The sequence below is a fragment of the Achromobacter sp. T5-5 genome (assembly GCF_055397965.1).
Genome location: NZ_AP027919.1, coordinates 612,580 through 633,753 on the forward strand (window position 1 = coordinate 612,580; position 21,174 = coordinate 633,753).

Genomic DNA, 21,174 nt, shown 5'->3' on the forward strand with positions numbered 1-21,174 from the left:
TCTGGGTGATGGCGGCCCCGCACGGCCGCCGATCGTGTGCTCACATCTTGCAGTCCACGGCGTGCACGTCGGTATGGTCGCGCGCAAGCACCTTCAGGTTCTTGTAGACCAGTTTGCCGTCGGGGCCCGCTTCGATGTGCAGCAGATACCAGTCCTGGACGGGATGCTGGTTGGGGCCGAACTTGAATTTGCCGCGCACGCTGGGGAAGTCCGCGCGGCGCAGCGCGTTGCGAAAGTCGTCCGGCTTGCCCGCGATGTCGCCGTCCACTGCTTTGAGCGCGGAGCCGATCAGGTTCGCGGTGTCGTAGGCCTGCGCCGCATAGGCCGTGGGCGCGCGGTTGTAGGCCTTGGTGAAGGCGTCGACGAAGTGCTTGCTTTGCGCGTTGTCCAGGTCGGCGCTCCAGAGCGAGCTCAGGTAAAAGCCCTTGCCGGCCGTGCCCGTGGCGGCCAGCATGCGGTCGTCCATCGAATAGATCGGCGTGATCATCTTGATCTTGTCCGCCAGTCCCGAGTTGGCGAACTGCTTGGTCAGGTTGATGCCCGCGCCGCCCGGATGGAACTGGAAGATGGCGTCGGGATTGAGCGAACGGATGCGCGCCAGCTCCACCGAGAAGTCGGCCTGTTCGAGCTTGGTGTAGATCTCGTCGGCGATCTCGCCCTTGTACGTGCGCTTGAAGCCGGCGACGGCGTCGCGGCCCGCCTGGTAGTTCGGGGCCATGATGACGACGCGCTTGGCGCCCAGCTCGTTGGCCGCCATGCCCGCGGTGTCGGCGTACGAGTCGTTCTGGAACGCCACCGAGAAGTAGTTGGGATTGCAGGCCTTGCCGGCATAGTTGGAGGGGCCGGCGTTCAGGCTGACGTAGAAGGCGCCCGCGTTCAGCACGGTGGGGCCGACGGCGGCCATGACGTTCGAGAAATTGATGCCGGTGAACAGGCGCACGCCGCCCTGCACCATCTTGTCGGCGATCTGCTTGGCGTTGGCGGGCTTGAGCGCGTCGTCCTCGACGCGCACATTGACCGGCACGCCGCCCAGCTTGCCGCCGCCTTCCTTGACGGCCAGCATGAAGGCGTCGCGCTCGTCTTCGCCGATGTAGCCGGCGGGCGTGGACAGGGTTCCGATGAAGCCGATGTCCACGGGTTTCTGCTGCGCGCTGGCCGCGTACGAGGCCAATGACAGCAGGACGGCGGCGGCGCCGCGGAGGGTGCTTTGGTGCATGGTTGTCTCCTCTTTTGCTTATGCTCGTGTACCGCATGGTCTTCGCCACGCGGCCTGTTCCCTGCAACGTCGATCACTGCATCACTGCGTCACTGCATCACTGCGGCATGCCTTGCGCGAGGCAGTTCTCCACTTTCCAGCCGTACAGCCACTGCAATGCGTCGTAGAACTGGGACTGGCTGCGTCCGGTCCACAGCATGTTGCGCACCGTGCGCTCCACGCCGCGCGCGTGATAGAGCCTGCCCATCTCGCGCGTGGACCACACCACGCGCGCGCTGCGGGGGATGCGGACCGATTCGTACAACCGGAAGGCCGCGGGCAAGTCGTGCTCGCATTGCCGGATTGCCTCGCCCAGCGTCACGGCGTCTTCCAGCGCCATGCACGCGCCCTGGGCCATGTATTGCGTCATGGGGTGGGCGGCATCGCCAAGTATCGTGACGCGGCCTTCGCCCCACCGCTCCACCGGTTCGCGGTCGGCGGTGGCCCAGCGTTTCCATGAGGTCGGACGGTCCAGCATCTGGTGCGGCGTCGGGTGGATGCCCTGGAAGTAGGACAGCACCTCTTCCTTGCTGCCTTCGCGCACGCCCCATTCCTCCTGCTCCCGGCTGTGGAAGGTGACGACCAGGTTGTATTGCTGGCCGCCGCGCAGCGGATAGTGCACCAGGTGGCAGTGCGGACCCGCCCACAGCACGGGGGCGTTGATGCGCAGTTCCTGCGGCATGTTTTCCTGGTCGACCACGGCGCGGTAGACCACGTGGCCCGTCACGCGCGCGGGATCGCCCACCATGGCTTCGCGGATCACGGACTTGACGCCGTCTGCCCCCACCACGGCATCGGCGCGGTAGCGGTTGCCCTGCGTGTCCACGACTTCTACCCCATTGGCGTCCTGCGACATGCTGGCGATCTGCGTGGAGGTGCGGAACTGGATCAGCGGATCTTTCTGCACCGCTTCCAGAATGGACAGGTGGATGTCGGCGCGGTGAATGACGGCGTAGGGGCCGCCGAAGCGCGCACGAAAGGCTTCGCCGGTGTCGATGCGCACCACCTCCCTGGCATCCACGGCGTCCATCATGATGATGTGGTCGGTGAAGACGGCGCGGCCGCGGGCCGCCGTGCCCACGCCCAGCGCGTCGAGCGCGGCGAAGGCATTGGGGCCGAGCTGGATGCCCGCGCCGATTTCGCCGATCTGCGCGGCCTGTTCCAGGAGTTGCACGGCAATGCCTTGCCGCGTGAGCGCCAGCGCGGCGGCCAGGCCGCCGATGCCGCCGCCCACGACGATCACGGTCTGGGTCTGGGTCGGCACTTTCGGTTTTGCTGCCAGGATAGTCGTCATGTCGGGTCCTCGCTGTGGTTCAGTCCTGGCCGCCCAGGAAGGCGCCTTGTTGCGTCAATTGCGCCTGCAGCGCCGCAATGGAGACGTCGCCCGGCGCGATGCCCGCGCGCAGCGCCATGGCGGACGCGGTGCCGGCGGCCTCGCCCATGACGAAGCAGCTTCCGCTGACGCGCGCGGCGGACTGGCCCTCGTGCGTCATCGAGGCGCAGCGGCCAGCCACCAGCACGTTGTCCGCCACGCCCGGGCCGCGCCGGGGCACCATCATGCGAAACGGAAGCTGGTTGTAGCCGCGCGATTCGGGTATGGGCGGCCAGAGCCACTTGACGTCGCCCGCCATGTGCATTTCCAGCGGCCAGCCGTTGACGCCGATGCTGTCCGGAAAATCCGCGCAGCCCAGCACGTCTTCCTGGGTGAGCACGGCCTCGCCCACGATGCGGCGGGTCTCGCGGATACCCAGCTGCGGGGCGATGTCCAGCACATAGGCCTGCTCGAATCCCGGCACCTTGGCGCGCAGGAACGCCAGGTAATTCATGATCTGGCGGCGGCCTTCGAGTTCGCCCGCCGACAGCGAGTCGGCGTCGGTGCCGTCCGCCGCGCTACCGTCGGCGTTGGCAAGCTGCGTGACGTTGACCCGCCATTCGTAGTCGTGCTTTTGGGGGCGCACGATGGCGCCCTTGCGCGGAAACGTGAACTCGCCGCTGGCCGCCGCTTCGTCCATCAGCACGGGGATGGTCTTCCAGGCCTCTTGCGCGCGCACGCCGTCCACATTGCCCACCTTGAACATCAGGGTGGGATAGAGCAGGTGGCCGTGCGCGTCGCCCTTCTCAAAGGGAAGGCCGCCCCACTGGGCGATGTCGGCATCGCCCGAGCAGTCGATGAAGATCCTGGCGCGCACCGCGCAGCGGCCGGACTTGGTTTCCAAAAAGAGCGCGTCCACGCGGCCCTGATCGTCGCGCGTGAGGCCCGTGGCCAGCGCGTGAAACAGCACCTGCGCGCCGCTGTCCTGCACCAGGCCGTCGGCCGCGCACTTGAACGCCGAGATGTCATAGGCCTGCGCATGGATCTTGCCCAGGATCAGATGCGGGTCGTTCAGCCCGTCCATGGCGCGCATGCGGTCGAGCAGGTCGTCGGTCATGCCGTGCACCACCTGCCGGATGTCGCCGTGGATGTTGGCGTGCAGTCCGCAGAAGTTGGACACGCCGGCGGCGGTGCCCATGCCGCCCAGGAAGCCGTAGCGTTCCACGAGCAGCACGCGCGCGCCATTGCGCGCCGCGCTGGCGGCCGCCAGCACGCCGGCCGGGCCGCCGCCCAGGACGACGACCTCGTATTCGCCATAAAGCGGCACCTGGCGGGCGGGTTCGTTGATGACCATCTGATTCTCCTTGCTTTGTTGCCGTCGGCGCGCGGCGCGGCCGCGCGTCGGTCTTACTGGCCCTTGATGCCCAGCTTCTTGATGAGGGGCTCCCAGCGCTTGAGCTCGTCATCCATGTAGCTGCGGAATTCGGCCGGCGTGTCGCCCACCGGATCCATGTACTGCGCTTGCAGCCGCTTGGACACCTCGGGGTCATGGATGGCCTGGATGAGCGCGTCCGACAGCTTCTTCTGCACGTCGGCCGGCGCCTTGGACGACACCACGAAGCCGATCCACGCGGATCCCTCGATGCCCTGCACGCCCACTTCGGCCAATGTCGGGATCTCGGGCAGCAGCGCCGAGCGCTTGGAGGAGGTGACCGCCAACGCCTTCAGCCGGCCGTCCTTCACCATCGGCATGACCGCGATGGGCGGCAGCGCGGCGAACTGGGTGTCGCCCGACAGCAGCGAGGTCAGCGCCGCGGGCGAGGACGGATACGGGACGTGCGTGGCGCGCGCGCCGATCTGCTGCAAGAGCAGCTCGACCGCCAGGTGCGACACGGTGCCGGCCCCCGGCGATGGGAAGTTGTACTTGTCCGGGTTTTTCTTCAAGGCCTCCAGAAGCTGGCCGACGTTGTCGATGCCGGCAGTGGCGGGGACCACCAGCACGTTGGGCTGGTGCACGGCAAGGGTCAGCGGCGACAGGTCCTTGGCGGGGGCGTAGGGCAGCTTGTCGAACAGCAGCGTGTTGTTCACCAGCGGGCCGGTGATCGACACGCCGAAGGTGTAGCCATCGGGCTTGGCGTTGGCGATGGCATAGGTGCCGATGTTGCCGCTGGCGCCGGGCTTGTTTTCGATGACGATGGCCTGGCCGAGGATCGCGCCGGCCTTCTCGCCGACGATGCGCGCGACCTGGTCGGGGCTGGAGCCCGGACCGAACGGCACGACCGCCTTGAGCGGCTGGGTGGGCCACGCGTCGGCGGCTTCGGCGGTGCCGGCGGCGGCCAGCGGCGCCAGCGCGGCCAGGCCGAGCGCGGCGGCGCGCACCGCAAGACGGCGCGCGAGCATGCGGCCCGGGGGCAGGAACGAAGAATCAGGCATGCGTGTCTCCCACGTCTTTCATGGTGTCGAAATAGGTCTGCTCATTGGCGATGAATGCGGCGACCATCGCGCGATAGGTCGCGTCCACCACCTGCTCCAGGTTGGCAAAGCCCCGGTTGTGGCGTTCCGCCAGCTTCCTGGCCTTCTCGAAGACCTGGGCCTGGCGCGCGGGGGCGCTCACCTGGAAAGCGTCGCGCTTGAAGCGCGCCGCGTCCTTCACGTACATGGCGCGCTCGGCGATCAGCCGCACGATGTCGTCGTCCAGCCGGTCGATGTTGGCGCGCACCTCGGCCAGGTTGGCGCACAGCGGCCGATAGCCGGGATCGGTGTACTCGCGCAGCGGCGCGCCGTGGGTGTCGGGCTCTTGCATGTTCACTTGGTGTAGTCCGGTTGCTGGGCCGGCGCGGCCGCCTGGAAGGCAGGCTGCGCGTTGCAGTGTTCAAAAACGCCGAGGATGCGCGGATAGGCGGAGAGGTCGCAGCCCATGCGCTGGGCATTGGCCACCTGGGGCACCAGGCAGCAATCGGCCAGCGTGGGCGCGTCGCCAAAGCAGTACGCGCCGTGGCCGTGGCGTTCCAGCAGGGCCTCCACGGCGGTCAGGCCTTCGCGGATCCAGTGGTGGTACCAGGCGTTCTTCTGTTCGTCGCTGGCCCCCAGCACGTCCTGCAGGTAGCGCAGGATGCGCATGTTGTTGACGGGGTGGATGTCGCAGGAGATGGCGTCGGACAGCTCCAGCACCCGGGCGCGCGCCTGCGTATCGGCGGGAATCAGGCGCGGCTCGGGATGCGTGGCGTCCAGGTAGTCGATGATGGCAAGCGACTGCGAGAGCTGCATGTCGCCGTCGATCAGCAGGGGCACGCCCGCGGAGGGATTCCTGGCCATATAGTCCGCGGTCCGCTGCTCCTGCTTGCGCAGATTCACCGGCAGGTACTCATAGGACAGGCCCTTGAGCGCCAGGGCGATGCGCACGCGGTAGGAGGTGGAGCTGTTGAAGAAACTGTGCAGTTGCATGCGGAACTCCCGGCCTCAAGCCATCTGGACGCTGATGGTGCCCAACCCGTCCACGCCGCCTACCATCTTGTCGCCGCGCACCACGGGGCCCACGCCTTCGGGCGTGCCCGTGTAGATGAGGTCGCCGGCTTCGAGGCGGAAGTATTTGGACAGGTAGGCGATGGTCTCGGCGACGGACCAGATCAGCTTGCCGATGTCGCTGCGCTGCTTGTCGGCGCCGTTGACCTGCAGCCAGATGCCGGCTTGCTCGATGCCACCGACCGATTGCGCGGGATGGAGCGGTCCGATGGGCGCGCTCTGGTCGAAGGCCTTGCCCAGTTCCCACGGGCGGCCGGCTTCGCGCATTTTCATTTGCAGGTCGCGGCGCGTCATGTCCAGGCCGACGGCGTAGCCCCACACGTGCGCCAGCGCGTCGTCGACCGGGATGTTGGCGCCGCCTTTGCCGATGGCCGCGACCAGTTCGATCTCGTAATGTAGGTTCGACGTTTCAGGCGGGTAGGGCAGGGACAGCGTGGCGCCGTCGGCGACGGGGACCACGGCGTCGGCCGGCTTGCAGAAGAAGAACGGCGGTTCGCGGTCGGGGTCGAAGCCCATTTCGCGCGCGTGGGCGGCGTAATTGCGGCCGACGCAATAGACGCGGCGCACGGGAAAAATGTCCTGGCTGCCGGCGATGGGCACGGCGACGGGGGCGGCGGGAGCAAACACAAAAGACATGGAACACCTTTGAAGACGGGATGGGGATTCGGGAGCGCGCGGATCAGCCGACGCGTTCTTCGCGCCACAGGCCCAGGGTGGCCTGCACCGGGCGGTCTGAATAGCTGAAGAGCGTGGCGTCTTCCAGCGCGGCCAGTTGGACGGGCATCCAGGATGGCGCCACGAAGACGTCGCGCGGACCGAAGAGGAACTCCTGGTCGCCGATGCGCGCCGAGCCCCGGCCTTCGACCACGCTGTAGACCGTGGAGTCGGTCGTGCGGAAGGTCTTGCCCTGAAAGCCCGCGGGCAGGAATTGCATGAACGTGGCCATCGTGGGCATGGGATAGCCGCCGTTGGCGGGGTTCAGGTAGCGCAGCTTGACGCCGTCCCAGGGATCGAGCTCGCCGTGGCGGTAGAGCGCGTCCAGCGCCTCGCGGCTGCGTTCGTAGGGGTAGTTGAAGATGGGCGACGTGCCGCTGGACACCTGGTGGCGCACGGGCGCCATGTTGTGGCCGAAGCGCGCCAGGCTGTCGCCTTCGGGGCGCGTGACCGGCTGGGTGGCCGAGGGGTAGTTTTCGGCAAACCCGGCGTCCAGGAAGCGCAGCAACGGGATGTCCAGGCCGTCGAGCCAGACCACGGGCTCGCCGCCTTCGACGGTTTCGGCGTTGCCGTGGTCGTGCCAGGTCCACGACGGCGTGATGATGAAATCGCCGGGATGCATCGTGGTGCGCTCGCCATTGACGGCGGTGTAGGCCCCGCGGCCCTCGACGATGAAGCGCAGGGCCGATTGCGTGTGGCGATGGCTGGGCGCGATTTCGCCGGGCAGGATGAGCTGCAGGCCCGCGTACAGGCTTTGCGTGATGCTGGCCTGGCCGGGCAGGCCGGGGTTTTCCAGGATCAGCACGCGGCGCACGGCTTCTTCCGCGGAAATCAGCGAGCCCGACGCCATGACGTCGTCGCGCACATCGTCGTATTTCCAGATGGCAGGCACGCAGCGCGGCGCGGGCTGGCGCGGCACCAGGTTGTGCAGCGACTCCCACAGGGGCGACATGTGTTTCTTTGCGATGCGCGCGTAGTAGCGGGCGCGGTCCGAGGCAGCGCTGTCCGCGCTGGCGGGGTGGCCATCGTGCATGGTTGTCTCCGGTATGTCCGGCTATCGCCGGCTTCTACGGGCGGCCGCCGCGTGGGTTCGCGGCTGGTCCTGGTATGGAGACGATTATGCGCAAGCAGCTATGCGGTTTGAAATGAATTTATCTTATTATCCATACGAATAAGAACATACCTACGAGACAACCTCCCCACCACGAGGGCCTGCATGGACTGGACCCACCGCTTGCGGCTGCGCAACCTGAAAATGCTGCTCAGCCTGGCCCAGACCCGCAACATCAGCCATTCCGCCGCCATGCTCAATACGACGCAGCCGGGCCTGTCGAAATGGCTGAAGGATCTGGAAGACGATATCGGACTGCCGCTCTTCGAGCGCCATGCGCGCGGCCTGCGCCCAACCCCGCACGGCGACGTGCTGATCGCGCATGCGCAGCGGGTGGAGTCGCAACTGGACCGGGCCAGCGCGGACATGGCGGCGCTGCGGGAGGGCGGCGGCGGCCGCGTGGTGATCGGCGCATCGGGGGCGTCCGCGTCCGACACGGTGCCGCTGGCGGTCATGAAGCTGCTGGAGCGCATGCCGCAGGCGCGGGTAAAGCTGGTGGAGGGCACCACGGACCGTCTGCTGGCGCAATTGGCGCAGGGCGACCTGGACATCGTGGTGGGGCGGTCCGCGCCCGAACACCATGACCCGGCCATCCGCTTCGAGGCCCTGTACCTGGAGCCCATCCATCTGGTCGCGCGGCCCCGGCATCCGCTCTTCGCCGTGGAGCGGCCAAGCTGGCAGGACCTGTTGTCTTACCGCTGGATCCTGTGGCCCAAGGGCACGCCCATCCGCAACGCCGTGGACGCGGCGCTGGCCGCGGCTGGCCAGGCGCCGCCGCCGGACCATGTGGAATCGAATTCGGTCACGGTCAATCTCACGCTCATCAACAACAGCGACATGATCGGCGTGGCCTCGCACCGCGCCGCGCTGCGCTTTTCGCAGATGCGCGCAATGCGCATCATCCCGGTGCGGCTGTCGGGATTCGGTTCGGTGGCCATGTACTGGCGCGAGGACGGGTTCCGGCCATTGGCGGTGCAAGAGGCGATGGCGGCGTTGCGAAGCACGGTGGCCGAGCATGCGCCGGGAGTGACGCGCCCGTGACGCCCGCTCCCGCCCGCGGCCTGAACGCCCTGATCGCGCAGTGCCGCAGGCTGGAGGCTGCGCAGGCGCAGGGACGGGATCCCGCCGCGTCGGCGGCGATGCACCGCTTCGTGGCGCAGATGGATGCGGGACGCACGCCGCCGGGGACGTGGTCTCCGCTGGTGCTGGCGGTGCTGGTGATGGGCGGCGGGCTCGGCGTCGGGATCGAGGTCTTGAGCCTGCTGATGCGCGGCGTGGGTCCGGCGCTGGCGGCATTCGCGCTGGTCGCGGTGTGCACCGGTACGGCGCTGGGTCTGGCGATCGGCGTGGTGATGATGATGGCCGGACAGGCCGCGGGCCTGGTGCTGCTGAAGTGGCTGTCGATCGGGCTGGTCATCGTCGGCGCGTTCGGCGTGATCGCCTGGACCCAGGGCGATGTGCAGGCCGTGGGACCGGTGGTGGCGTTGATGGGCGGCCTGGGCGCCTGGCTGGTGATGAACAGCGACGGGTTCTATGTGTACGCCGGGTACCGGATCGCTTTGCGGTATCTGGCGCGCAAGGCGTGAAGGCGGAGCAACGCCGGGGCGTTGCACCCCGGCGTTGCCCCGCTTTTCCGCTTACTTCGCCGCCACCTTCTCCGGCGGCACCGGGTTGTCCCAGCCGCCGCCGATGGCGCGGATGAGGCCGACGGTGGAGCGGGCCTGTTCGGCGCTGAGCTGGACGGCGACGCGCTGCTGCAGCAGGACGCTGCGGTCCGCTTCGATGACGTCGAGGTAGCTGATGGACCCCTCGCGGTACTGCGTGTGCGAGAGCTTCGCGGCGCGCGCGGCGGCTTCGACCGCGGCGTCCTGGGCCTTGGTCTGGTCCGCCAGGATGCGCAGGTTGGCGAGGTTGTCTTCGACTTCGCGGAACGCGTTCAGGACGGTCTGGCGATAGACGGCGACGTCTTCTTCGTAGACGGCGCGGGCGCGGTCCAGGCCGGCCTGGCGGCGGCCGCCGTCGAAGATGGGCATGGACAGCGCGGCGCCGACCAGGGGGCCCAAGAGGAACGTGCGGCTGGACCATTGGAACAGGTTGCCCAGTTCCGAAGACTCGTAGCCGAAGGCCCCGGTGATGTCCAGGCGCGGGAAGAACGCGGACTTGGCCGCGCCGACGCGGGCGTTGGCGGCGGCCATGGCGCGTTCGGCGGCGGCGATGTCGGGGCGGCGTTCGAGCAGGGTCGACGGCAGGCCGGCGGGGATGGACAGCGCGATCTTCTCGATGGGCTGCGGCGGCATGGTGAATTCCGACGGGGCGCGGCCCAGCAGCACGGCCAGCGCGTGTTCGGCGGTGGCGCGGCGGCGGTCGATGCCCAGGGCCTCGGATTGCGCGGAGGCCAGTTCAGCCTTGGCGCGTGCCAAGTCCAGTTCGCTGATGTCGCCGGCGTCGTAGCGGCGCTGGATGAGTTGCAGCGTTTCCGTGCGCAGCTTGACGGTCTGGTAGTACAAGCGGGACTCCGCATCCTGCTCGCGCACCAGGAAGTAGGTGGTGGCGACGTCGGCCTGCAGGGCCAGCAGCACGGAGCGGTAGAGCGCCTCGCTTTGCTGGGCGTCGGCGGTGGCGGCGTCGACGGTGGACGCAACGCGGCCGAACAGGTCGGCCTCGTACGACACCGTGCCTTGCGCGCGCCAGGTGGTCACGGGCGAGGTCGACGTGCCGTCGGGCAGCCCTTGCGACACGGCCGAAGGGCGCTGGCGATTGGGGCCGAACCCGGCGTCCAGGCTGGGGAAGAAGCCGGACCGGGCTTCGCGCTGCAGGGCGCGGGCCTGGCTCAGCCGCGCGGCGGCGGCCTGCAGGTCCTGGTTGGCGCGCTGGGCTTCTTCTTCAAGCTGGTTCAGGCCTTCGTCGTTGAACACTTTCCACCACGCGCCGCGCAGCGCATCTTCGGACGGCTCGGCGGGCTTCCAGGAGCCGGCTTCGGACGCGGGCAGGGCGGCTTCCTTGAAGGCCGCGGGGGTGTCGGCCGAGGGCCGTTCGTAGGTCGGACCCACCGCGCAGCCGGCCAGCACGAGCAGCAGGGCAAGCAGGGCGGATCCTCGGGTCAGTCTTTTGATCATGATGACGTTTCTCTTTGGCGCGCGTCCCGCCCGGCTGGACGGGACGCGCTGGCTTTTCTTGTGCGTGCCGGCCTAGGCGTTGTGCTGCGTGGCGGGCGGCGCGTTCGGATCGACGTGGGGCACGCACACGGGCGCTTCATGCGGCGCGGCCGAGTGCAGCGTCTTGCCGCCGATGGAACGCAGCAGCACGTAGAAGACCGGCGTCAGGAACAGGCCGAACAGGGTCACGCCCAGCATGCCGAAGAACACGGCCACACCCATCGCATGGCGCATTTCAGACCCCGCGCCCGAGGACAGCACCAGCGGTACCACGCCCATGATGAACGCGATGGACGTCATCAGGATGGGACGCAGGCGCAGGCGGCTGGCTTCGATGGCGGCTTCCAGCGGTGTACGGCCGTTCATCTCCAGTTCGCGGGCGAATTCCACGATCAGGATCGCGTTCTTCGCCGACAGCCCCACCAGCACCATCAGGCCGATCTGCGTGAAGATGTTGTTGTCGTTGCCGGTGAGATAAACGCCGGTCAACGCCGCCAGGATGCTCATCGGCACAATCAGGATCACGGCGAGCGGCAGGGTCAGGCTTTCATACAGGGCGGCAAGCACCAGGAACACGAGCAGCACGCTGATCGGGAACACCCACAGGCCGGCGTTGCCCGCCAGGATCTGCTGGTACGTGAGGTCGGTCCATTCGAACTTCACGCCGCGCGGCAGCGTTTCCGCGGCGACGCGTTCGGCCGCGGCCTGCGCCTGGTCGGACGAATAGCCGGGGGCCGGACCGCCGTTGATGTCGGCGGCGGTGTAGCCGTTGTAGCGCACCACCATTTCCGGGCCGAACGTCTGCTTGACCGTGACCAGCGACGACAGCGGCACCATGTCGCCGGCGGCGTTGCGGGTCTTCAGTTGCAGGATGTCGTCGGCGTGGGCGCGGAACGGGGCATCGGCCTGCGCGCGGACCTGGAACACCCGGCCGAAGCGGTTGAAGTCGTTGACATACATGGAGCCCAGGTAGATCTGCATGGTGTCGAAGACTTCGGTCACCGGCACACCCAGCTGCTTGGCCTTGACGCGGTCCAGGTCGACGTCGAGCTGCGGCACGTTGATCTCGTAGCTGGAGAACGTGGGGCCGAGTTCCGGCGTCTGGCGCGCTTTTTCCAGGAAGGCCTGCTTGGCCTTGTCGAGTTCGGCATAGCCGAGGGCCGAGCGGTCTTCGAGCTGGAGCTTGAAGCCGCCCAGCGTGCCCAGGCCCATCACGGGCGGGGGCGGGAACACGGCGATGAACGAGTCCTGGATGGCCGCGAACTTCTGGTTGAGCGACGCGGCGATGGCGTTGCCGGACAGGTTTGCGCTCTTGCGTTCGTCAAAGGGCTTCAACGTGACGAACACGATGCCCGCGCTGGAGCTGTTGGTGAAGCCGTTGATCGACAGGCCGGGGAAGGCGATGGCCGACTGCACGCCGGGTTCCTTCAGGGCGATGTCGCTCATGCGGCGGATCACGTCTTCGGTGCGGTCCAGCGAGGCGCCGTTGGGCAGTTGCGTGAAGCCGATCAGGTACTGCTTGTCCTGCGCGGGCACGAAGCCGCCGGGCACGAGATACGACACGCCGATGGTTGCGGCGACCAGCACGGCGTACACGCCCATGGCGCCCGCCTTGCGGCGGATGACGCTGGCCACGCCCGTGCCGTAGGACTCAGACGCGCGGCCGAACATGTTGTTGAACCAGTTGAAGAAGCGGCCGAAGACGCGGTTCATGCCGCGGGTCAGCCAGTCGGGCTTGTCGTGGTGGCTCTTGAGCAGCAGGGCCGACAGCGCGGGCGACAGGGTCAGCGAGTTGAACGCCGAGATCACCGTGGAGATGGCGATGGTCATGGCGAACTGCTTGTAGAACTGGCCCGTCAGGCCCGTCATGAAGGCGAGCGGCACGAACACGGCGCACAGGGTCAGCGCGATGGCGATGATGGGGCCGCTGACTTCGCGCATGGCGCGATACGTCGCGTCGCGTGGACTGAGCCCGGCCGCGATGTTGCGCTCGACGTTTTCGACCACCACGATGGCGTCGTCCACCACGATCCCGATGGCCAGCACCATGCCGAACAGCGACAGTGCGTTGATGGAGTAGCCGAACACCAGCAGCAGCGCGAACGTGCCGACGATGGAAACGGGCACCGCCAGCAGCGGGATGATGGACGCGCGCCAGGTCTGCAGGAACAGGATCACCACCAGCACGACCAGCGCAATGGCTTCCAGCAGCGTATGCACCACGGCTTCAATGCTGGAGCGCACGAACTGCGTGGGGTCGTATTCGATGCGGTATTCCACGCCCGGCGGGAAGTCCTGGGCCAGCTCGGCCATGGCGGCGCGCACCTGGCTGGACACGTCCAGCGCGTTGGCGCCCGGCGACTGCATGATGCCCATGCCCACCGCCTGCTTGTTGTCCAGCAGCGAGCGCAGGCCGTATTCCTGGGCATCGAGTTCCACGCGGGCCACGTCGGACAGGTACGTCACGGCGCCGTCCGGCGAGGTCTTCAGGATGATGTCGCGGAATTCCTCTTCGGTCTGCAGGCGGCCGCGCGCGTTCACGTTCAGTTGCAGCGGCACGTCGCCCGCCGTGGGCGAGGCGCCGATCACGCCCGCTGCCACCTGCACGTTCTGCTCGCGGATCGCGGCGACGACTTCGGACGCGGTCATGCCGCGCTGCGCGACCTTTTGCGGATCGAGCCACACGCGCATGGAGTAGTTGCCCGAGCCCCACACCGTCACTTCGCCCACGCCCGTGATGCGGGCCAGGCGGTCCTTCACGTTCAGGATCGCGTAGTTGCGCAGGTAGGTGATGTCGTAGCGGTCATTGGGCGAGATCAGGTGGACCACCAGCGTCAGCGTGGGCGAGCTCTTGGCCGTGGTCACGCCCAGGCGCTGCACGTCAGGCGGAAGGCGCGGCAGCGCCTGCGACACGCGGTTCTGCACGAGCTGCTGGGCCTTGTCCGGGTCCACGCCCAGCTTGAAGTTCACCGTCAGCGTCAGGTTGCCGTCGCTGTTGGCCTGCGACTGCATGTACAGCATGTCTTCCACGCCGTTGATGGACTCTTCCAGCGGCGAGGCGACGGTTTCGGCGATGACCTTGGGGTTGGCGCCCGGATACTGCGCGCGCACCACCACCGACGGCGGCACCACTTCCGGGTATTCGGAGATGGGGAGCTGGAACATGGCCAGGAGGCCCGCCAGCAGCACCAGGATGGATAGCACGCCGGCGAAGATCGGCCGGTCGATGAAGAATTTCGAGATATTCATGGACGTTCTCGTTAGACGCGTCGGCTCAGTTTTGCGCCGAGGCGGTCTGGACCGGGTTGCCGGGGCCACGCTTGGCGGCAACCATGGGGACGACGGTCGGGGTCACGGCGTCGCCAGGACGGATGCGCTGCAGGCCGTTGACGACGATGCGTTCGCCGGCGGCCAGGCCCGAATCGACCACGCGCAGGCCTTCCTGGTTGGCGCCCAGCTTCACCTGGCGGTAGACGGCGTGGTTCTTGTCGTCCAGCACCAGCACGAAGCGCTTGTCCTGGTCGGTGCCGATGGCGCGTTCGTCGATCAGCACGGCCGCACGCGGTTCGCTGCCGCCCAGGCGGATGCGGGCGTAGAGGCCCGGCAGCAGCGTGCCGTCGGCGTTGTCGAACTCGGCGCGCACGCGGATGGTGCCGGAGGTGGCGTCCAGCCGGTTGTCCACCGACTGCACGACGCCCGTGCGCGAGTAGCCGTCTTCATTGGCCAGGCCCAGTTCCACCGGCACCGAACCGGCGCGGCCGTTGCGGGCGGGGTTTACGTAGCGCAGGAACGTCTGTTCGTCCACGTCGAACGAGGCGTACATCTTGGACACCGACACCAGCGTGGTCAACGGCACCGACGTGGCGCCCGCGGCGACGACGTTGCCGACCGTGACTTCGGCGCGCGACACGCGGCCATCGACCGGCGCCTCGATGCTGGTGTAGCCCAGGTTGAGCTTGGCGTAGTCCAGCGCGGCCTGCGCGCCCTGCAGGTTGGCGGCGGCTTCGCGCGCGGCGTTCTGCTTTTCCTCGAAGTCGCGGCGGGCGATGGCGTTGTCGGTCAGCAGGCGCTTGCCGCGGGCCAGTTCCGACGCCGTGTAGGCGGCGCGGGCCTTGGCGGCCGTCAGCGCGGCGGCGGCGCGATCCACCTCGGCCGCGTAGGGGCGCGGGTCGATGGTGAAGAGCACGTCGCCCTTCTTGACGATGCTGCCGTCCTGGAAGTGCACGGCGGTCAGCGTGCCGGACACGAGCGGGCGGATGTCGACGCGGTCGATCGCTTCCAGGCGGCCGGAGTAGCGCTGCCAATCGACGATGGTCTTGTTGACGACTTCGGCGACCTCGACCGGGGGCGCGGCGGGGGCGCCCTGCGCCATGGCGACGTTGCCGCCCGCGGGGCCGCGGGTCAGGGCATAGCCGCCGCCGGCCGCCAGCACGGCTGCAAAGACGACGAGCACAGCAATACGATTACGCGAAACCATGATGTTTCCTTGAGTGGTTTTCAGGGTCGAAAGCGCGCTTGCCCGAAAAGCCTGGGGCGCAGGCGGCGGCGCGACGGGTATGCCAATCCTGAGAATCCGGGGCCGGTAGGGTATGTTGCGGTGCAACATCGACCGGGGTCGTGTATCCGGCGGCGGCGGGCGCCTGATCAGGGCGGGTCGCGGCGGGGTCGGAGTCTGAGGGTTGACATGCCCTGTGATGGCGCCGGGCGGCAAGGGCACTTCAAGATGGGTTGCATTTTGAGTGTTTTGTCCGGACGGATAAACCTGTCTATCTCGGCAACACTATTCGTGGATAATGACTAATCCGCGCCGGAATCGGGTTATGCTGCGTTCACCCCGACTTATTTGCCCAAAGGACACCCTTGCCATGGACCGTTTTCAGGCGATGCAGGTGTTTGTGCGCGTCGTGGACGCCAATAGCTTCACCCGGGCGGCCGACAGCCTATCGCTTCCGCGCACCACCGTCACGACCATCATCCAGAACCTCGAACGCCTGCTGGGCGTGCGTCTGCTGAACCGCACGACGCGCCGCATCGGCCTCACGCCCGACGGCGCGGGCTATTACCAGCACTGCGTGCGCATCCTGGCCGACGTGGAAGAAACCGAGGCGTGCTTCCAGGAAGCCGCCCTGCGCCTGAAAGGCCGGCTGCGCATCGATGTGTCGACCTCCATCGGCCGGCTGATCCTGATCCCCTCATTGTGTGATTTCCACGACAAATACCCGGACGTCGAACTGGTGCTCGGGCTGGGCGACCGCCCCGTCGACATGGTCCAGGAAGCCGTGGACTGCGTGATCCGCGCCGGCGACCTCGAAGATTCCAGCCTGGTCGCCCGCCGCATCGGCACCCTGCAGACCGTGACCTGCGCGTCGCCCTCCTATGTGGCCCGCCACGGCATGCCGCAGACGATCGAATCGCTGCGCGACCACCATGCGGTGCATTATTTCTCCAGCCGCACCGGCCGCAACTGCGCCTGGGACTTCAAGGTGGACGGCAAGCACCAGGAAGTGGACATGAAGGGCACGGTGGCCGTGAACGAAGCCGGCGCCTACCTGGATTGCGGGCTGAAAGGCTTTGGTCTCATCCAGACGGCGCGCTACATGGCGCTGCCCTACCTGCAGTCGGGCGAGCTGATTGAAGTCCTGCCCCAATGGAAGCCCAGCCCCACGGCCATATCCGTGCTGTACCCGCAGAGCCGGCAGTTGTCGCCCAAGGTGCGCGCCTTCACCGACTGGGTGGCCGAGCTTTTCGCCGGTTGCCCGCTGCTCAGCGGCCGCGACGAAACCGATCCGGCCGCGGCGTCCTGCGCGGTGTATCAGCGCAACCAGGGGCTTCCCATGGCCGCCCAGCCGCACGTCCCCGCGATTCCTGCCGCGCCCGCCATGGCGCCGCGCCGCCGCACCGCGCGCGAAGAAGCCGCGGAGTACGTGCTGTAAATACGCGCCGACGCGATATCCCCATGGCGGCCCGGCGGTTTCGCCATGGGCAAAAAGCACGGGAAACCCCGTAGTAAATACAGCCCTTGCGTCCCTCGTATCGGGTGAAACGTCTGTATAGTCCGACAGTCAAAGCCTACAACGCCCTTAAACTGTCGATCGCGCTATGCAGCCTGTTCTACCCGCTTACCTGATCGCCCGTTGGCTGTTGCTGCTTGTGCTGTTGGCGGGGGTTTACTTTCTTAGCGGATTCCTGGTTCCGGCCCTGGCGGCGCTGATCATCGGCCTGGCCAGTTGGCCGCTCTACCAGCGCCTCGTCGTCCGATGCGGGGGCCGCACGGCGGTGGCCGCGTCGCTGGCGTTGCTGGTGGTCGTCGTCGTGCTGATCGTGCCGTTGTCGCTGGCCCTGTCCTATGCCATCAAGGAAGCCAGTGCGTTCGTCGCGTGGGCCATCGCGGCCAACCGCCACGGGGTGGACGTGCCCGCGTGGATCTCGTCCTTGCCGGTGGTGGGCGATCGCCTGTCCCAATACTGGGAATCCTATATCGGCCAGCCCCACGCGCTGGGCGCGCTGGTCGAAGCCGTCAGCGGCGAACACCTGGGCAATATCTACCGCATGGCGCTGGCCGCCACGGGCAACGTCTTTCAGTTGCTGCTGACGGTCCTCTTCATGCTGATCACGCTGTTCTTCGTCTACAAGGACGGCATCCGCATGGTGGCCCAATTGGACGTCCTGGGCGAACGCATCCTGCCCGCGCGCTGGCAGCGCTTTTCGCGCGTGGTGCCGGCCACCATCAATTCCACCGTCACCGGCATGGGGCTGATCGCCCTGGGCGAGGGGCTGGTCCTGGGCGTCGCCTACTGGATCGCGGGGGTTCCGTCACCGGTCCTGCTGGGCGTGGTCACCGGCTTCATGGCCCTGATCCCGGGCGGCGCGCCGTTGTCCTTCACCCTGGTTTCGCTGTACCTGGTGGGCTCCGGCCACGTGGTGGCGGGCATCGCGCTGATGGTGTGGGGCAGCGTCGAACTCTTCATCGTCGACAAGACCCTGCGCCCGCGCCTGGTGGGCGGCCCCGTGAAGCTGCCGTTTTTGCCCACGTTCTTCGGTCTGGTGGGCGGCGTGAAGACCATGGGGATCGTCGGGCTCTTCGTCGGTCCCGTGCTGATGGCGCTGCTGGTGGCCGTGTGGCGCGAATGGGTGCACCATGAAGTCCAGGAGCGCGACGCCGCCCGCCTGAACCCGCCGGCCAGCCAGCCCGGGAAAACGCCCGCTGCCTGACCCGGCGTTTTGGTAATCTAGCCGTCCCGCGTCGACCGGCGCCTCGCCCGGTGCGCGCCTGCCCGCATGCAGACGCGTCGCATACGGCGCGGGCTGTGAGGATCGAGATGTCCGGGTTACTGCCTGATGAACAGATAGCCGTCCTGCGCGAGCAGGGGTTTGTGGTGGCGCGCCAATTCGCGAGCCAGGAGCAGGTCGCCGCGCTGCGCGCCCTCGCTGAACGCCACTTGCGCGACCACGTCGCGCCCATCGAATACGAAGCCGACCTGCGTTACCCCGGCGCGCCCGAATCGCGCGCTGCCGAGGGCGGGCTGACCGTGCGCCGGCTGCTGGGCGCCTACGCCCGGGACCCGCTGTTCGCGCAATGGGCCACCGATCCGCGCATCGCGCAGTGGCTGTCGCGGTATTTCCAGGAAACGCCGGTGCTGTCCACCGTGCACCACAACTGCGTGATGACCAAGCATCCGGCCTACGGCAGCCTGACGGGCTGGCATCAGGACATCCGCTACTGGTCGTTTTCCGATACCGACCTGGTGTCCTGTTGGCTTGCGCTGGGCAACGAAACGCGCGCCAATGGCGGCCTCTCGTTCATACCGGGCTCGCACGCGGCGGCCTTCACGCCGGCGCAGTTCGACGAAAAGAAGTTCTTCCGCGACGACGCGCCGCAGAATGCGGAATGGATCGCGCGCGCGGTCTGCCCGGAACTCCAGCCCGGCGACGTGGTGTTCTTCCATTGCCGCACGCTGCACGCCGCGCAGGGCAATGCCAGCGACCGCGTGAAGCTGTCGGTGGTGCATACCTATCACCCCGCCTCTTGCCATCCCCTGCCTGGCTCGCGCTCGGCCTCGCAGCCGGGGGTGCCGCTGGCGGATGCCTAGATGGCGTGGCGATTAAAGTAATTGAAATCTGCTATTAGTGATTGAATTACAATTAATTCGAGCGCAGTACGCGACCGCAGTACGTGACCGCAGTATGTGACATGAGCCCGGCAAATCCCGTGTCGCGCTGATTCTTGCGCCGCCTCCCTATCATCACTCCATAGGCTGCCCCCGTGCGCACACCACCTTCAGACGACACGCAAACGCCGCAGGCGCCGACCGAGACCCGGTCGTCGCTGTTCGTGGGCTCCACCGAAAAAGCCTTCCAGGTGCTGCACGCGTTCGACGGCCCCAAGCGCCACATGACCCTGGCCGACATTGCCCGCGCGTCGGGCCTGGACCGCAGCGCGACGCAGCGCCTGGTCTACACGCTGGAAACCCTGGGCTACCTGCGCCGCATCCCCGACACGCGCAACTACGGGCTGACGCCGAAGGTGCTGCAGTTTTCGTACAACTACGTGCGCGCGAACGAACTGATCGACAAGGCGTCGCCCTATCTGCTGGACATCAGCCGCACGCTGGGCGAGACGACCAACCTGCAGGAACTGGACGGCCACGAGATTGTTTTTGTCGCGCGCTTTCCCGGCCACCACCTGGTGAACGTGGACATCGCCGTGGGTAGCCGCCTGCCGGCGTATTTCACGGCATCGGGCACGGCGATCCTGTCCCGGCTGTCCGAGGAGCATCGCCGCGAAATCCTGGCGCAGACCCGGCTGGAACCGATCACGCCGTACACCGAAGTGAACCCGGACAAGCTGCAGGAGCGGGTGCAGCGCGTGGCCGAAAAGGGCTACGCGGTCATCGTCAATGAGACGGTGCTGGGCGATATCTCCGTTGCCGCGCCGGTGATCGATCATCGGGGATGGGCGGTGGCGGCGATCAATATTTCCGTGCCGACGACGAGGTGGACGGTGGCACGCGTGGAAGCCGAGCTGGCGCCGCACGTGCAGGTGGCGGCCACGTCGATATCGAAATCGAAGTTCTCGGGCTATTCGAGGTGACGGGGGCTTTCCGATCACCCCGATCAGCCCGATCAGCCCGATCACCTCATTCGCCCAGGCATCCGGGAAGCTGAATCCACGGGTGCCCGGTGAGGCACCTCAAACCCCCTCAAACCCCTTCAAACTCCCGCAGCAACGGCGTCAGCGCCTCACGCAAGGCCGCCTGCAACCCATCCGCCGGCGCCACCAGCGGATCCAGCACCGCCGGCGCATTCACGCCGATCAAATCCATGACCGACTTCATCGGCCCCGGATTCGTTTCCGCAAACGCCAGGTTCATCAGCGGAATCAGCCGCCGATGCAGTTCCATCGACTCGCGCGTGCGCCCCGAAGCACCCAGCTCGTACACCTTGCGCCAGGCCGACGGCAGCAGGCTCGCCGTCACCACGATCCCGCCCCGCGCGCCGGCCGCCAGATGCACCGGCAGCAGGGTGTCCTCTCCGCTCAACACCGCAAACGACTCATCCACGCCCGCCACCGTGCGCAGGAAGTGGTACATGTCGGTATTGCAGGCCTTCATCCCGATGATGTTTTCGTGCCGCGACAGTTCATGCAGCACCTCCGGCGCGATCGCGATGCGCGTGCGGTAGGGGATCTCGTAGATCATCACCGGCAGCGGCGAGGCATCCGCATAGCGCAGGAAGTACTCGCGGATGCCCGCCTGCGTGGGCGTCGTGTAATAGGGCGTCAGCACCATCAGCGCATCCGCGCCCGCGTCCGCGAACTCCTTGCCTGCCTGCAACGCATCGTGAAAGCCAGGGTCCAGCACGCCCGGAATCACCGGCACGCTGCCGGCCACGGCGTCGACCGTCAGCTTGCACATCCGGATGCGTTCCGTGCGGGCCAGCGCGCCATACTCGCCCGTGCCGCCCAGCGGCACGATGCCATTGATGCCCTGCTTGAGCAGATAGGCGATCAGCGCCTGCGCGGCCGGGACGTGGATCGTGTCGTCGGCGTGGACGGGGGTCGGGATGGCGGGGAAGACTCCGCGCAGTTGTGTTGCGTTCAGCATGT

At 67.4% G+C, this 21,174-nt stretch carries 18 protein-coding genes; 6 read left to right on the forward strand and 12 right to left on the reverse strand.

Annotated elements, in window-relative coordinates; all coding sequences use genetic code 11:
- Positions 1-40 precede the first annotated feature (40 nt).
- From ACZ50Q_RS02850 to gtdA, 8 genes are all read right to left on the reverse strand, one after another.
- The gene (locus ACZ50Q_RS02850; protein ID WP_464080475.1) at positions 41-1,216 is read right to left on the reverse strand and encodes an ABC transporter substrate-binding protein; all 1,176 of its coding nucleotides are present in this window, start codon (positions 1,214-1,216) and stop codon (positions 41-43) included.
- Between the two features lie 97 nt (positions 1,217-1,313).
- The gene (locus ACZ50Q_RS02855; protein WP_464080476.1) at positions 1,314-2,549 is read right to left on the reverse strand and encodes a 3-hydroxybenzoate 6-monooxygenase; all 1,236 of its coding nucleotides are present in this window, start codon (positions 2,547-2,549) and stop codon (positions 1,314-1,316) included.
- A gap of 19 nt (positions 2,550-2,568) precedes the next feature.
- Positions 2,569-3,921, reverse strand: a complete 1,353-nt coding sequence (locus ACZ50Q_RS02860; protein WP_464080477.1) for an FAD-dependent oxidoreductase — start codon at positions 3,919-3,921, stop codon at positions 2,569-2,571.
- 53 nt (positions 3,922-3,974) lie between these two features.
- Positions 3,975-5,000: a Bug family tripartite tricarboxylate transporter substrate binding protein gene (locus ACZ50Q_RS02865; RefSeq protein WP_464080478.1), complete on the reverse strand. Its 1,026-nt coding sequence runs from the start codon at positions 4,998-5,000 to the stop codon at positions 3,975-3,977.
- The gene (locus ACZ50Q_RS02870; protein ID WP_092581496.1) at positions 4,993-5,370 is read right to left on the reverse strand and encodes a chorismate mutase; all 378 of its coding nucleotides are present in this window, start codon (positions 5,368-5,370) and stop codon (positions 4,993-4,995) included. Before ACZ50Q_RS02870 ends, ACZ50Q_RS02865 begins: the two co-directional genes overlap by 8 nt.
- A gap of 2 nt (positions 5,371-5,372) precedes the next feature.
- Positions 5,373-6,011 (reverse strand): maleylacetoacetate isomerase, encoded by a 639-nt coding sequence (gene maiA / locus ACZ50Q_RS02875; RefSeq protein WP_464080479.1) that lies wholly within the window; start codon positions 6,009-6,011, stop codon positions 5,373-5,375.
- A gap of 15 nt (positions 6,012-6,026) precedes the next feature.
- A complete protein-coding gene (locus ACZ50Q_RS02880; protein ID WP_464080480.1) occupies positions 6,027-6,725 on the reverse strand; it encodes a fumarylacetoacetate hydrolase family protein in 699 nt (232 codons plus the stop codon).
- 43 nt (positions 6,726-6,768) lie between these two features.
- Positions 6,769-7,836 carry a gentisate 1,2-dioxygenase gene (gene gtdA / locus ACZ50Q_RS02885; RefSeq protein ID WP_464080481.1) on the reverse strand — a complete coding sequence of 356 codons (1,068 nt, stop codon included), beginning with the start codon at positions 7,834-7,836 and terminating at the stop codon, positions 6,769-6,771.
- Between the two features lie 183 nt (positions 7,837-8,019).
- Here gtdA and ACZ50Q_RS02890 point away from each other — a divergent pair, with 183 nt between their 5' ends.
- Positions 8,020-8,955, forward strand: coding sequence for a LysR family transcriptional regulator (locus tag ACZ50Q_RS02890; RefSeq protein ID WP_076517264.1), 936 nt, complete (start codon positions 8,020-8,022; stop codon positions 8,953-8,955).
- Positions 8,952-9,500 carry a hypothetical protein gene (locus ACZ50Q_RS02895; RefSeq protein ID WP_464080482.1) on the forward strand — a complete coding sequence of 183 codons (549 nt, stop codon included), beginning with the start codon at positions 8,952-8,954 and terminating at the stop codon, positions 9,498-9,500. Before ACZ50Q_RS02890 ends, ACZ50Q_RS02895 begins: the two co-directional genes overlap by 4 nt.
- A gap of 51 nt (positions 9,501-9,551) precedes the next feature.
- Here the strand turns inward: ACZ50Q_RS02895 and ACZ50Q_RS02900 are convergent, their stop codons facing one another.
- The 3 genes from ACZ50Q_RS02900 to ACZ50Q_RS02910 all read right to left on the reverse strand — a co-directional run bounded on the left by ACZ50Q_RS02900 (position 9,552) and on the right by ACZ50Q_RS02910 (position 15,546).
- Positions 9,552-11,030 (reverse strand): efflux transporter outer membrane subunit, encoded by a 1,479-nt coding sequence (locus tag ACZ50Q_RS02900; protein WP_464080483.1) that lies wholly within the window; start codon positions 11,028-11,030, stop codon positions 9,552-9,554.
- Positions 11,031-11,102: 72 nt separating this feature from the next.
- Complete coding sequence (locus ACZ50Q_RS02905; protein WP_092581500.1) at positions 11,103-14,318, reverse strand: efflux RND transporter permease subunit; 3,216 nt, start codon at positions 14,316-14,318, stop codon at positions 11,103-11,105.
- A 25-nt stretch (positions 14,319-14,343) separates the two neighbouring features.
- A complete protein-coding gene (locus ACZ50Q_RS02910; RefSeq protein WP_175493226.1) occupies positions 14,344-15,546 on the reverse strand; it encodes an efflux RND transporter periplasmic adaptor subunit in 1,203 nt (400 codons plus the stop codon).
- A 388-nt stretch (positions 15,547-15,934) separates the two neighbouring features.
- Between ACZ50Q_RS02910 and ACZ50Q_RS02915 the strand changes: the two genes are divergently transcribed.
- The 4 genes from ACZ50Q_RS02915 (at position 15,935) to ACZ50Q_RS02930 (ending at position 20,160) form a co-directional block, all read left to right on the forward strand.
- Positions 15,935-17,002: a LysR family transcriptional regulator gene (locus ACZ50Q_RS02915; protein ID WP_076517253.1), complete on the forward strand. Its 1,068-nt coding sequence runs from the start codon at positions 15,935-15,937 to the stop codon at positions 17,000-17,002.
- Between the two features lie 166 nt (positions 17,003-17,168).
- Positions 17,169-18,281 (forward strand): AI-2E family transporter, encoded by a 1,113-nt coding sequence (locus ACZ50Q_RS02920; RefSeq protein WP_076517251.1) that lies wholly within the window; start codon positions 17,169-17,171, stop codon positions 18,279-18,281.
- A gap of 107 nt (positions 18,282-18,388) precedes the next feature.
- A complete protein-coding gene (locus ACZ50Q_RS02925; protein WP_464080484.1) occupies positions 18,389-19,159 on the forward strand; it encodes a phytanoyl-CoA dioxygenase family protein in 771 nt (256 codons plus the stop codon).
- Between the two features lie 173 nt (positions 19,160-19,332).
- A complete protein-coding gene (locus ACZ50Q_RS02930; protein ID WP_076517249.1) occupies positions 19,333-20,160 on the forward strand; it encodes an IclR family transcriptional regulator in 828 nt (275 codons plus the stop codon).
- 109 nt (positions 20,161-20,269) lie between these two features.
- On the opposite strand, the gene dapA is transcribed toward ACZ50Q_RS02930, so the two are convergent.
- The gene (dapA, locus tag ACZ50Q_RS02935; protein WP_464080485.1) at positions 20,270-21,172 is read right to left on the reverse strand and encodes a 4-hydroxy-tetrahydrodipicolinate synthase; all 903 of its coding nucleotides are present in this window, start codon (positions 21,170-21,172) and stop codon (positions 20,270-20,272) included.
- Between the last annotated feature and the right edge of the window lie 2 nt (positions 21,173-21,174).